Annotated in this window: 6 protein-coding genes and 4 pseudogenes; 5 read left to right on the top strand and 5 right to left on the bottom strand. The window is 56.4% G+C overall.

Annotated features, from left to right (window positions below):
• Positions 1 to 217 (top strand): plasmid pRiA4b ORF-3 family protein (locus AB4Y44_RS41545; protein WP_368702732.1); only part of this gene is annotated, 217 nt, incomplete at its 5' end.
• A 324-nt stretch (positions 218 to 541) separates the two neighbouring features.
• Here AB4Y44_RS41545 and AB4Y44_RS41550 read toward each other — a convergent pair.
• A pseudogene (locus AB4Y44_RS41550) lies at positions 542 to 955 on the bottom strand (IS110 family transposase); the annotation flags it as partial.
• A gap of 286 nt (positions 956 to 1,241) precedes the next feature.
• Positions 1,242 to 1,465, bottom strand: a pseudogene (locus AB4Y44_RS41555) (IS110 family transposase); the annotation flags it as partial.
• 1,412 nt (positions 1,466 to 2,877) lie between these two features.
• On the opposite strand from AB4Y44_RS41555, the gene AB4Y44_RS41560 reads away from it, so the two are divergent.
• Both AB4Y44_RS41560 and AB4Y44_RS41565 read left to right on the top strand, forming a co-directional pair.
• Complete coding sequence (locus tag AB4Y44_RS41560; RefSeq protein ID WP_368702733.1) at positions 2,878 to 9,402, top strand: amino acid adenylation domain-containing protein; 6,525 nt, start codon at positions 2,878 to 2,880, stop codon at positions 9,400 to 9,402.
• Positions 9,399 to 10,760: an MATE family efflux transporter gene (locus AB4Y44_RS41565; protein WP_368662027.1), complete on the top strand. Its 1,362-nt coding sequence runs from the start codon at positions 9,399 to 9,401 to the stop codon at positions 10,758 to 10,760. The genes AB4Y44_RS41560 and AB4Y44_RS41565 overlap by 4 nt, the downstream gene beginning before the upstream one ends.
• 49 nt (positions 10,761 to 10,809) lie before the next feature.
• On the opposite strand, the gene AB4Y44_RS41570 is transcribed toward AB4Y44_RS41565, so the two are convergent.
• Together AB4Y44_RS41570 and AB4Y44_RS41575 are read right to left on the bottom strand one after the other, a co-directional pair.
• Positions 10,810 to 11,058, bottom strand: a complete 249-nt coding sequence (locus AB4Y44_RS41570) for an integrase core domain-containing protein (RefSeq protein WP_368662030.1) — start codon at positions 11,056 to 11,058, stop codon at positions 10,810 to 10,812.
• 51 nt (positions 11,059 to 11,109) lie between these two features.
• Positions 11,110 to 11,805 (bottom strand): annotated as a pseudogene (locus tag AB4Y44_RS41575) (IS6 family transposase).
• Positions 11,806 to 12,418: 613 nt separating this feature from the next.
• Here AB4Y44_RS41575 and AB4Y44_RS41580 point away from each other — a divergent pair.
• Both AB4Y44_RS41580 and AB4Y44_RS41585 read left to right on the top strand, forming a co-directional pair.
• On the top strand, positions 12,419 to 12,664 hold the full coding sequence (locus AB4Y44_RS41580; RefSeq protein WP_256095110.1) for an ectoine synthase: 246 nt from the start codon (positions 12,419 to 12,421) through the stop codon (positions 12,662 to 12,664).
• 495 nt (positions 12,665 to 13,159) lie between these two features.
• A pseudogene (locus AB4Y44_RS41585) lies at positions 13,160 to 13,459 on the top strand (helix-turn-helix domain-containing protein); the annotation flags it as partial.
• A 31-nt stretch (positions 13,460 to 13,490) separates the two neighbouring features.
• Here AB4Y44_RS41585 and AB4Y44_RS41590 read toward each other — a convergent pair.
• A partial coding sequence (locus AB4Y44_RS41590; protein WP_368702734.1) for a plasmid pRiA4b ORF-3 family protein occupies positions 13,491 to 13,707 on the bottom strand: 217 nt, incomplete at its 5' end.

Below are 13,707 nucleotides of genomic sequence, written 5' to 3' on the forward strand. Positions count from 1 at the left end.
TCCAGACATGCGCCGGCCGCTGTGCCTGGACGGACAGAATGCGTGTCCACCGGAAGACGTCGGTGGAGTGCCAGGATATGCCGACTTCCTCGAAGCGATCACCGATCCGACGCACGAGGAGCACGACTACTTCCTCGAGTGGTGTGGCGGCAGCTTCGATCCCGCCGCCTTCGATCTCGTGCTCGCGAATCAGCGGCTCTCAGAGGTCAAGTTCTGATCGTCAAGACGGCCTCGGATTGACGCTTACGTTTCTCCGGTAATTCTCCAATGTGTATTCCACCCCGATACCCTTTTTGTTTGGGTTTCGGGGCGATTTTTTATGCAACGTGTTTCCAGCTTTTTCCTATTTTTTATTGGCGTTGTTGCATAAATCTAGCTGCGCATGCTGACGTTTACGCGCAACAGCGTCCGGGAGGGGCTCTGTTAACAGTTCGGTTTCCTGCGTACATTCTCAATTTATGCCGAGAAGATGCGGAAGGACACGACCAGCAAGCAATCGAGTTCCAAAGCCAGTACCGCGTCAAAAACTGGGCGCAGTACAACGCAGGCAGTTCATCTGCATGGTGCGGAACTTGATCTTCTGTTGCGGTATCCGGTGCAGAGCATTACGGCTTGCTGGGCTTCGGTCTTGACTGCCACAGATTTCCCCAGCATCTGCGTCGCCATCCAGATGGCACGGGCGTCTGCAGCATCGTTTTTATTGCGAATGTTGAAAACCTTGGCAAATTTCGCCGGTATCAGCTTCACCTGATGTCCCATTTCAATCAGTCGTCCGGCCCAATGCTGGGCGCCGCCGCATGCTTCATGCCGACTAGTCAAGGAGCACGATTCGCGAAGTGCTCCAGAAATGCGGCTCGCTTGATTGGCTGTTGATGATCTCCCCGGTATCCGGATCCATCCAATGCAACTGCATGACGTTCTTTGCGATGTCAGGACCGACTATCCCATAGTTCATTGTGGATCCTCCGGTTAGCCTTGGGAAATCGTCATGATCTCCCACTTGGGCACTTGATGCCGTCGGCCCGCGAGGATCCACTGTCCTGCATTTCCTCACCGGCCGTGGTGGGGGGGGCGTTCGTTCCATTCCGTCTCATGAGCCTGCCGCGTTCTTAAAACGCAAGTCGGGGACTGCCCGTTGCGAAGTGGAAGCGCGGATTGCTCGAATACCGGGCTACGCCGACTTCAGGAAACTCCCTTCATGAATCAGTTCATCGATCATCAATACCGACCCGTCATCAGTCTCATATGGACTGCACGCTACGCGGCAATGCAAGCGCCATCGCGAGTCGGGCAATGTCCCAGTGAAACCGGCTAATTCGCGCGCAACGGCAACGTCCGCAATGTTGGCGTTCTTGCGTGGGGTTACGAGCTTGCGATATCGCCGGCACAGTCGCAACTGCGCATCCCACGCCCGATCGATAATCGCTTTGGGCAGCCCTTCGTGTCGCTGCTGAATCTCGGGTGCCGAATTCGATTGGGACGTGCACTAGCCGGCCTATCTGGCTGCAGGTCGCGCTCATGAGAAAGGCGAGGCGGCCAAGGCGCTGGTGGTCGACCGCAAGTTCTTCAATGAGACCGAGTTGGCCCTGATTACTGTAATGATCTCGTCAGTAAGTTCGTCGCTTTGATCGGCCTTCCTCGCGGTAATCCGTGGTGTTGCACATCAAACATTGTCGGACATGCAACACAGGCAAACCGACAAACGATTCTTGGCGCAAGATCCCGCAAGCGTTTTGGAGGGTGAATGCCCATCAATCATCCCGATCAGCAATGTGTTGTGAGATATCTATCCGGTGTGTCGTGGCGTTGGCTCAACTATTGCATCTGCTGTCGCGGGGAAATTAAAGCGGAAGGTAACGAAGCGTGAACACGAAACCAAAGCCTCACGAGCCACAGACAAGATCTTCAAAAAATGACAGTCGACATGTTATGTTATTGCGGCGTCCACTCAAGGTGCCGCGCTACGCGTTACTAAGGAAACGGCGCTCTGGATCATCAGTTCCATTCCGTTCCCTGACCGGGAAGTTTCTTCCTGCGTTGCTGTGCAGTCCGACGAACGATATATCTCACAAAGAAAGTTAACAAGGGCTCTGCCAGAATGAAGCTGTGCGGCGAAGTGAGCAGCATGTGAGCACCGACATCGACGCGACGGTCAGGACGACCTAATCGAGCAGAGCCATCGCACCTTCTAATCCACTAAATGACTGTTGAATACTTCTGAACTTATGCTACTGGAGCGTCGGGTGTCGAAGCGCACATGTTTCAATTATTCACGCGCTTTACTGTAGTTTTTATATTGCAACAAAGTTCGAAACCTGTATGAAGTGAATTCCTTACTACGACTCATTGCATAGTCCTCTTCTTGAACTGACATCGCTTGCTCGAGCTAAGGTCGTGATTGTGATTGAGGACGGTTACTTTAACGATGAACAGATCACGCACTGTGCGGTTTTCCCACGGTTGGTCGCTTGTTGCCGATGATCCGAAAGCCTTCATCGCGAGCGCGACCCTACTTTTTGACAGTAAGCGCTGCGTGACCGTTTCGGAAGCGTGCCAGGAACTCGCTCTCTGAGGATTGGGGAGAACTGCGGGGCTGGCGCAAGATATAGCGCCGTTACGCGATGCGGGCACTCGGTGGGTTCGGTCTCGCATCGTCATAGCAATGTGCGATCGGAAGGCGATCTATGCGCCATCGAGTTGTAACGTTGCTCGCGCCAGCCGCATCTTTCGCGGTTATCGGTACTGATTCTAATCGTAACCAGTTATCCAATCCAAACGCAATGAGCCATTCGACGATCATTCCACGGATACTTTTGCGGTCGTCCGCCGAGACAGCTGGTTTTAGTATAGGGCCGGTTACTTCAAGCATTTAATAGAGTGAGTGAGATTGAAATGAAAACACCATTGGCAGTGGACTACTTTTGTGATGCGGCACGGCTTTATCCGCACCATATAGCAGCGAGGCATGGCAGCGAGTCGGTGACGTATCGGGAGCTTGATGAGCAGTCTAATCGCATCGCAACGGCGCTGACCGAGCGCTGTGGCCGCGAGGCGCCCGTCATCGGCGTGCTGATGGAGCGAGGAACTGATTTATTGGCTGCGATGCTTGCCATTTTTAAGATTCGCGGTACCTATATGCCGCTTGATCGCCAGTATCCAGCGGAACGTTTGGATTACATGCTGGAGAAGAGTAAATGCTGCCTGCTGGTGACCGACCATAACTGCTACGAACAGGCGGCGTATTTGGAGGCAGCCAAACCGGAACTAGTGCTTCTTGATATTGAGGAAGCGCAAGCATCGAGCGTAGCCTTTGTCGGGCCCAGAGGCAAAGGCAGTGATCTTGCCTACGTCATTTTTACTTCGGGTACCACCGGTCAACCAAAGGGCGTAATGGTTGAACAGCGGAGCCTTGTCAATCATTTGCATGCTAAGGTCCGCGATCTGGCGATCAGTAAAACTGACCAGGTGGCGCAGACTGCATCGCACTGTTTTGACATTTCTCTGTGGCAATTTATGGCGGCGCTGCAAGTGGGGGCGTGCACGCGGATCATTAATAGAGACGTCGTATGCGATCCGTCGCGGCTGCTGCTTGAGCTGCGCGAATGCCAAGTATCGGTCATTCAATTTGTGCCGTCACAACTACGCTCGTTTGTGGCCGAAGTCGAATTGATCGAGGCACGCGCGCTGCCGGCGCTGCGCAGGATTTCCACCGTCGGGGAGGCATTGCCGCCCGACGTATGCCGACGCTGGCTGGCCATGTACCCGTCTATTCCCATCCTCAACCACTATGGACCGACTGAATGTGCCGACGGTGTCACGCATGCTTTGATTTCTAACTCTCCGGCGGAAGGTCAGGCATTTATGCCAATCGGGAAATCGATAGACAATCTGCAAATCTATGTGGTCAGGCCAGATGCAGCGGCGCTGACGCTTGTTGCGTCAGGTGACGTAGGCGAACTCTGTGTAGCCGGCGTTGGCCTTGCGCGTGGCTACATTAACGACGACGCGCGTACCGAGGAGGCTTTTGTGGTTAACCCTTTCAGCGATAAGCGCGGATATGATCGATTATACAAGACTGGCGATCTCGTGAGGATGCGTGAGGATGGCTTACTGGAGTGTCTCGGAAGAGCAGATCGTCAGGTTAAGCTGCGTGGCTATCGTATTGAGCTAAACGAGGTAGAAGGTTTGCTGGGGTTACATGCAGCAGTCGAGGCCGCGGCCGTAGTGGTGCATTACCCCGCTGACAATCGGGTGAAACTGACGGCAAGGGAAACACTAAATAGTCTGGGGGAAGCGGAAAGACTGCCGCGCCTCGTGGCCTTCGTCAAGCTTCGAGAGGAGGTTACACGGAGCGCTTTGCGCGAACACATGTCGCGTCAGTTGCCTGACTACATGCTGCCTGATCTTTTTTTCGAGATGGCGACATTACCATTAAACGCCAATGGCAAATTTGATTACAAAAAATTGCCTTCCCCGGAAAGTTTGCGTCCTTTGTCCGATGTGAAATATCTGGAGCCTGCTGACGGTCTTCAGGTTCGGTTGTGCAGGCTGCTAGCCGAGATACTGCATCTAGACCGGCTGGGACGAAACGACAACTTTTTGCTGATGGGCGGTGACTCGCTGCGCGCCATGCTTGCGATCAACCGTATTCGGAGCGAATTCGCCTGCGAAGTTTCAGTGGTTGACCTGTATCATTGCACAATAGATGAGTTGACCGAGCTCCTAGCCGAGAAAGAGGATGCGCATGAGTCGCTCCCCGCCATTGTCGGCAGTCGCCGTGATGAGGGCGGAGAGGCTCCGGCCAGCCACATTCAAAAACACTTATGGTTTTTGTGGAAGCTTGATCCAACAGCATCCAACTACACCCTGCAAACGGCGCTCGAATGCTGCGGAGAGCTTGATCGAGATCGCTTTAGTCGGGCTTGGGATGCGGTGGTGCAGTACTTCGACACACTGCGCATCCGATTCGTCGAAAAGAGCGGCAATCCATATTTGACCTTCGATTCACCGCCGAAGGGCAGTTTGCGCTTTATAGACCTTTGCGGCGACCATCGTGCCCCCAGGTTGGCTGAACTGAAGGCGAGCGAGTTTCATCCGTCCTTTGATCTCGCCGCGGGTGCACTGTATCGCGCACTACTAGTACGAGAGAGATCAGACCGGCATGTTGTCATCTTTACCACGCATGAAATCATTATGGACGCGTGGTCGCTTTCGGTGATGGTGCGCAAACTGCGTGAATTTTACAAGGCGGGAGTCAGCTCAGTGGACGGTCTCGAAGCCGAAATTTCGTTCGCGGATTTCGCGAAATGGGAGTCTGAGCAGTTTCGATCGGACTGCTGGGCGCGACAGCGCGCGTACTGGGCACAACAGCTGTCGGGTGAGTTGCCGGTGCTGACCCTGCCTTCCGATAAGCCTCGTCCGAGGCGGATGCATTACACCGGTAAGTCACACGCCATACAAATTCCGGCTCTCGCGGCGTCCAGACTTCGCGAACTCGCTGCGGACAATCGCACAACGCTTTTCAGCGTGTTACTGACGACGTTTTACGTTTTGTTGAGAGAGTACAGTGGACAGGACGATATCATCGTCGGCACTCCGAATGTAGTGCGCGAACAGTCAGGTACGGAAAACCTGCTGGGGTTCTTCCTAAACATGTTGCCGCTAAGGGCGAAGATAAATCCTGACAAGTCATTCATCGAAAATCTGGCCACGACGCAGCAAACTGTCATCGGTGCTGCCTTCAACAAGGCATATCCATTCAGTCGGATGTTGGAAGCAGTTGACGTGGTACGTGGAAGCAATTTTTCCCCCGTATTCCAGGCGATGTTCAACATGTATTCGGAGAAGGCAGAGCTGATTTCTGAGGGGCGGCAAGACGTGTCAATTGTCGCCCGAGAATTGGAAAACGGTTATACCAAGTACGATCTCACTCTTTACTGTCAGGAAGAGGGGGACGGCATCTATCTGCAGATGTCCTATTGCACCGAGCTGTTCTCCGACGAGCTCGTTTCCAGAATGCTGCTCAACCTGCAGCAAATTATTCAGGCGATCATTGCGGCGCCCGCAGCGCCGCTGGCAGAGCTGGATCTGCGGCACCCAGCTGAAAAGGCTTTTCTTAAGCGGTACAACGGAGGACGGCTGGCTTATACAGGCGCTAGTACGCTACGCGAAATGTTCGAAGTGCGTGCAAAAATGTCACCAGTGGATACTGCTTATTTCTGGGAGCGCGGCCGCATTTCGTACGCTGAGTTGGATGCAGCGGCCAACCGTTTTGCTAACAGACTTGCAGCCTCCGGTGTTGGTGCCGGCGACAGGGTGCTGCTTGGCATTGACCGCGGCATTAACGCGTTGATCGTTATTCTGGCTGCGATCAAGCTGCACGCAACCTACTCGGTGATCGGGGCAAATTATCCGGTAAGTCGCATACTTGAGATTGCCAAAGATGTCGCTCCCAATGCCTTCGTTGCCACGCCGTTGCAGCGGGAAGCATTTCGTGACAGAGGGCTGGTGCTACTGCCGTCGGAGGAAGTTGCATGCGGCAATGAGGAAACAGATGCCGCCCCTTCGCCATCTTGCTCGCATGAAGTGCTGCAGATCGTATACACATCTGGCTCTACGGGAAAACCGAAGGGCGTTGTAGTTTCCGCTACAGCATGCCTAAATCGTTTGCACTGGATGTGGGGGCAATTCCCATTTCAGGCCGGCGATGTCTGCGTCGTGCAGAAGTCGGCGGCGCTGGTTGCCAGTCAATGGGAAATCTTCGGGCCACTCTTACAAGGCGTTCCTAGTTTGCTGCTGAGTCAGCAAGAACTGCAAGATCCATCCCTGCTGCTATTGCAGCTCGATCGTTACCGGGTAACGCGTCTGCTGTGCTCGCCACCGTTGATCACCGGCATTTTGACGGCACAATTGACAGACGGACGGTCGGTTTCAGATTTGCGGCTGGTCACCTCAAGCGCTGAGGCGTTGCCGCCAGAGTTGGCTCGGCGCTTTCTCGAGGCGTTCCCACAGGCCCGTTTGTTCAACTTCTACGGATCCTCCGAGTGTAGTTCGAACGCCGCTTGGGGGGAGGTGTGCGAAGTGGGCGCTGATGAACGGACTGTCCCGATCGGTAAGCCGGTGGCCAATGTCGGCATAGCGGTCGTAGATGACAAGTTGTGGCCGGTGGTTCAAGGTGCGGTGGGGGAGATCCTGGTGACGGGTGACTGCCTGGCGAGTGGCTACCATGGCAGCAGGGAGTTGACGGCCGAGCGATTTGTTGATAATTCGGTGCCAGAGTTACAGCCTTTCGGAACTGTGGCTTATCGCACTGGCGATTTGGGGCGCCACCGTGACGACGGCCGCCTGGAGTTCCTCGGAAGGCGTGACAACCAAATCAAGATCCATGGCTTGCGCGTTGAACTGGATGAGATTTCTCACGTCTTGCGAAAATGTCCTGGGGTCGAGGAGGCCGCGGTGCATTTGCACCGCGCCGCGGATGGCGAGCCGCTGTTGACTGCTTACGTGGTGGGCACGGAGGCGAAGCTGCCGTCGACGGAGGATGGGTTCAGACAAATGCTCCGTCATTCGCTGTTGCCCCATACTATTCCCCGTTCATTTGTCCGCTTGCGGGCTTTGCCTAAGCTGCCGGGCGGTAAACTGGACCGTTCACGCTTGCCGTTGCCACGGCAAACCGCAGTGGGCGTATTCGCGCCGCTGGTCACCACGACCGAGAATGCACTGGCCGCGGTTTGGCAGGAAGTGCTTGGTATATCGACGATTAGTGCGGACGCGCATTTCTTCTCACTGGGTGGTACCTCTATGCTGAGCGTGCGCTGTGTGGCGCAGGCGGCCAAGATGGACATCCGCTTTTCGGTCAGCGAGTTGTACGATTATCCAGTGTTACGCGAACTGGCCGGGCTGGTCGATGCCCGCTCTGGCGAACTGGTGCACCATGATGGCCAAATCGGCGGTGGCGTGGAAGTAACGCCTACGATACGATTCATGAATCGGCGCATGGGTTTAGACGAGCATTTCAACATGTACGCGATCTGGCAAGACGATAGCTGCCGTTTGGATCCGGCCATATTGGAGTCCGCTATCGTCAGGTTGGCGAAAGACTACCCACTGTTGCGCACCAGGATCTCTCGAGATGACGATGATCTACGCTTCCATACCGGAGTCGGAGCGTTGCATCTGGAGCGAGTTGCATTGGGCTCGTACGCAGAGCTCGGTGATTGCACGCGAGAGGTATCTGGTATCGCTGAGAAAGCGCAATATGCATTCCGGTTCGATGGTCGTACCTGGATGTCGCGTTTCCAATTGATCGAGGCGGAGGTCGGTGGGCGGCCGCACAGTTGGATTTTTATCATAATTCATCATTTTCTAGTCGACGGCTATGGGTTTCGGCTGCTGCTGGACGAAGTAGAACGCTACTATCTGGCTATAGTGCATGGCCACGCGCCAGTTCCCGCATTCAGTGGCCGCGCGCAGTTGAATCGATGGGTGAAGGCGCTGCGCGAACATGTGAGCGGTTCGTTGGACAGCCACATTGCTTATTGGCGAAGCCGGCCATGGGAACTGCTGCGTGAGGATAGTGCTACAGTCCTCGAGGTTGAGCCAGTCGATAGTGGCGCTGATGCCAGCCGCCGCTTGTTCGAGATGCTCCATACTGGGCAGATGCACAGTGATGCTGCTTTCGAGGCCTTGTGTGCGCGCAAGGGGATTCGCTATCTGGACCTGGATGCGGAATCGACAAAGGTTCTGCTCGATCTGCATCCGGAACGGCACGGCTTTGACGCGTTCGACGTCATCCTGTGCGCCTTGGCGGAGGTGGCAGGACAGGGCAACCAGCGACGAGGGCTGTTTTTGGACAGCATGGACATGCTGCGCACGCCTATCCTGCCGGGTCAGGATCTGTCGACGGTTATGGGCTTTACCGCGGAGCTTGTCCCGCTGGCCATCGTTTGTGAGGGGCGACTCAGTGTGGCGGAACGTCTGAAAGTGGTGCGTCGTCAGCGCAATTCGGCGCGGATCCATGGCATTGGGCTACGGGCGGCTGCGTATCTGCTGCCGGACGATCAGGCGAAGGCACTCATGGATTTCGACTGGCCTCGTGTTGTCGTCAACTATCGCGCTGCGTTAGATAATCTTCGTACGCGCATGCTGCTCGGCCTTGCTCAACCGACGATCTGGACGGGTGATGGGATGGGGTCCAACCGTCATCACACGTTGCGGTTAGATATCGACAATGTGGACGGTAAACTTCGTATCCAGATGCATTGTGCGCTGCATTGCTTTTCCGCAGAGGAGGCGAACATGCTGGGACGTCAGTTGCTGCATTGTCTCGCGGCTTATGCCGGATGGCTCAGGGACAATAAGGAAGATGTGGACGCAGCAAGCGTGAAGCGAGCCATGGTATGAACACGCCAACAGTTGCGGCATCACGGATGCAGTCAATGGCCCATGATCGACTGTTGCCACTGATCCTGCGGCTGGCTCTTCCTTCCGTCATTGGAGTCACTGTCAGTGCCGCTTATCAGTTGCTCAACGCCTATTTCGTGGGACGGCTCGGAACAGCGGCACTCGCGGCGATGGCATTCTCGTTCCCGTTTGCAATGGGCATCACGGCAATAGGCCAGATCTTCGGTGCAGGGGCCGCCTCGTTGATTGCTCGAAGCTTGGGGCGCGCCGACGATCACTCTGCCAACGATTATGCCTCGCACGCGTTATGGTCTGCGATGGTAATTGCTGGCATTGCGGCAATCGCCGGCTGGCTGTTGGCTCCAAGTTTGCTGGCATGGCTAGGCGCTGGACCATCGACTTTGCCACTGGCGGTGGCCTATCTTCATTGGCTGCTGCTGGGCTATGTGGCAGTGGTATTCAATATGGTCTGTGGTTTCATCGTGAGAGCGGATGGCAATACCGTGCTCAGCATGACGACCCAAGTCTCATCCTTCGCAATGAACGCGGCGCTTGACCCGGTGATGATTTTCTGGTTGGGGCTGGGCATCGATGGGGCCGGTATCGCAACATTTCTGGCCCAGTTGTGCGGCTTAACCTTGTATTGGCGACATTTCGCGGGCAGGCACGGGGCCATCGTCTTATTGTGGCCATCGGTGGGACGCTGCTGGTGCCGGCTGGCGAGCATCGCCCGCATCGGCATTCCACCAGCGCTCAATACGCTGCTCGCGGTAGCGGCCATGTCCATGCTCAATGGGTTCGCTGCTCGCTACGGCGAGGCATCGGTGGCGGCGATAGGTTTGGCCAGCCGCTTGGCGATGCTGGCGGTACTTCCGCTGTATGGGCTGTGCATCGGGGCGCAGTCGGTTGTAGGGTTTAATGTCGGCGCAGGTAACTGGACACGGGTGGCGCAAGCGGTTCGGACTATGGTTGCCGTCGCGCTAACGTTCGCCGGAGTCTATGCCGGCTGGGTCGTGTGGCAAGCTAGGACCATCATCGGCTGGTTTACGCACGAGTCGGCGACGATAGAGATTGGTAGCCGCGCGATCTTACTGTTCCATTGTGCGTTGCCGGTGTTAGCGGTGCAACAGGTGTGTCTGCTTTTCATGCAGGCTAAGGGCGACGCAATCTGGGCAACGCTTGTAGCGGTACTGCGGCATGGCGTGTTTCTGATGCCCCTGATGGCCTTGCTGCAGCACGCTTACGGACATGACGGCCTGTTGTTCTCGGTAGCGGCTGCCGATATGACGGCGGGTCTTATCGCTATTGTTATTCTCTATAGTGAAATGCGGCAGATCGACAAGGCCTCCCATGTCTAACGACGTTTGACCTGTATCGGCCCGGATTGTTTGGACACGGTTTTGGCACTCAGGCGGCCTGTTTAAAAATCCATGCGTGACGGGGTTCGAGGGGTGACATGAACCCCAGTTTTTCCAGCCGCCATTCTCGGTTGTAACGGTCTTTGAAGTCAACGACAGCGTCACGAACTTCATCAACATTCTTGAAGATACGCCGGTGAATCGCTTGTTCTTTCATGTTCCGATTGAACCGCTCAGCAACGCCATTGGTTTGCGGTTCGGCGACGAAGGCGTAGCTCGCTGCCCCAGAATGGCTCAGTCAGGTTGGCCGATGTAGTCTGTCTTTGTGGCGTACGAGTAGTTATCCTTATTAGATAACCCTGTCTCCGGCGGCAGTGACAGTCCAACCATGCCACGTCGCGAAACGTTTCTGGAGCGCGGTACGATGACATGCCGCGTTCATCTGGTGTCTGGGCAACGCGAAGTGCTGCCGGATCGCACCGAAGCTCGAAAGAAACGCCTGCGTGCGACGTGCATCGCGAAATCCGCACATCTGGCGCTCCCGCCTGCGGGCCGGCTGGTGGCCGTTCTCGGCACGGTTGTTCACGCATGCGGCCGCTTTGACGAAGACGTGCTTCACATGAGCAAGCTCAGCAATGTCCGACTTCGCCGCCGGATAGCTGCGCAGCCGGTCGGTCACGATCTTGCGCGGCACCGGGTTTGAACGCAGCACCCTGAGGAAGAAGCGCTTTGCCGATGCCTTGTCACGCCGCTTTTGCACAAGCACGTCCAGTTCTGCGCCATGCTCGTCGACCGCTCGCCACAACAGATACGGCTCGCCGCGCAGCCCGGCTTGCGCCGCGCGGCCTTGGCGCCCTGGGCGAATCTGGCGCCGAACTTCTCGCACCAGCAACGGATCGTCTCATGCGACCACAACACCACGCTCGAGCAGCAACTCCTAGACGTCGCGCAGGCTCAGGCTAAACCGGAAATGCCAGCGAACCGCGCAGTTGATGACGACGGCAGGGAACCGGTGGCCGTGATAAAGCGTTTTTGTCTTCTTCATTACGTCATTCTACCGCCCCCTTTCCATCAAACTGTCAGAGCCATATGGCGAGCTCTTCCATGCCGGCGCACAGCACAGCGAGGTTGTCTGAGCCTCTCGGGGAGATTGCACTTTTCCAGCGATCATCGCCATCGACCACCGCGGTCCTGTCTTGAGCTGTGTCTCGTTTAAGACATCGATGTCGCAAGTGTGACGGCAGGATGCCAGCTAGCACGGCGAGTGGCGCCTTGTTTTCTCAGCTGTGTTTTCAGAAAGTCGTTGGCACATCGGTTGCTTGATAGGGATACGTTGACCATAACAATCTAGCAACTCACTTCTAGGAGTTCAGATGAAACTTGCTCGATCGATCCTGATGCTGCCACGACCGCCGCGCGCGCATCGTGGCGAGGTCTCTCATCTCATGATTGGGTTATCAAGATGGGCGACGGCTCCCCGACGAGGTCTGGACGGTGCCGTATCAGGAATGGGGCGAATGGCAGTGGAGGACATGGGTTGGCAGGTTCTTGCCAGCCTGCCCCGTCCCAAAAGCCATACCTTGGCTTTCCGCTTCGGGAGCGCGCGGAAGCCACGCTTCTACGAATGACTTGCACCTGTATTCCTGCGATCAAACAATATGATTGTGCGTAGCCTGAACGATGCTGAAGCGACGGATCACTTCGTCGATTGGGGCAATGGTACTAGCCACCGCCTCCTGACGGCTAAGGACGGCATGGGCTTTAGCGTCTGCCACACCGTAGTGCGCGCTAACACGGTCTCGTTTTTGCAATACCGTAACCATCTCGAAGCTTCTACTGCATCGCCGGAGAGGGCGAGGTGTGAGCATGAGCACGCAAGTCGATGGGGATTCGGGGCGGTTTGAGCGACTTGCGTGATGTAGCCGAGGGGATCTCCCTCAGGCATCTTGCACAAACAACGCCCAAGGGAGAGTCTCGCGTTTTCCAAGACCCGAGACCTTTGCAGTGTGCCGCACGAGTGCCCGTAATCCTGACTTCTACCGCCTGCTGCTGCGGATCGATCAAGACTTCGCCGAGCAACCCCGCTCGCAGCACTGCCGCCGCTGCAGAGGCGTTCTGCACAGCGCCCGCTATCGCCGCAAACCACGCGGCCTTACCCGGCAAGCCCGCGCCGAGTGCGGCGATTTCCGCTACAGCTTCTGCTGCGCCGAGTGCCGCCGTCGCACCGTAAGCGTGGCATCAGCAACATCTTGACTGGAGGTCGTGATCTTCAGACTGCGGTGCGGATCTGACCGGCGACGACCCATGGTGCGAGTTCGTGTTAGCGCCGATGTAAAACTGACCCACCCGTCGAAGTAAACCTGACCCACCTGGGAGAGGATGGCGGCTTTTTGCCGCCGATGCTGACTCAGGAGCAAGCAGTGGAAATCAAGGTATTGGCAAGACGGGGAACGGCGGTGCGAGAGATAGCGCGTCAGACGGGCTTGTCGCGCAACACGGTGCGCCGCTATCTGCGCGACGGACAGGCGGGCCGTTACAAACAACGTGAGCCGCGCCCGACGAAGCTCGACCCGTTCAGGGACTATCTGCTCGAGCGTATCGCCGCTGCACGCCCGCACTGGATTCCGGCGACGGTCCTGCTGCGGGAGTTACAGGACGGTGGCTACGATGGCGGCATCAGCCAGCTCAAGGCGTTCCTGGGTAAGCGTCAATCCGAGGCCGTCTTGACGATCAGAACTTGACCTCTGAGAGCCGCTGATTCGCGAGCACGAGATCGAAGGCGGCGGGATCGAAGCTGCCGCCACACCACTCGAGGAAGTGGTCGTGCTCCTCGTGCGTCGGATCGGTGATCGCTTCGAGGAAGTCGGCATATCCTGGCACTCCACCGACGTCTTCCGGTGGACACGCATTCTGTCCGTCCAGGCACAGCGGCCGGCGCATGTCTGGA

Source organism: Paraburkholderia sp. BR10937 (assembly GCF_040965695.1).
Taxonomy (GTDB): Bacteria; Pseudomonadota; Gammaproteobacteria; order Burkholderiales; family Burkholderiaceae; genus Paraburkholderia.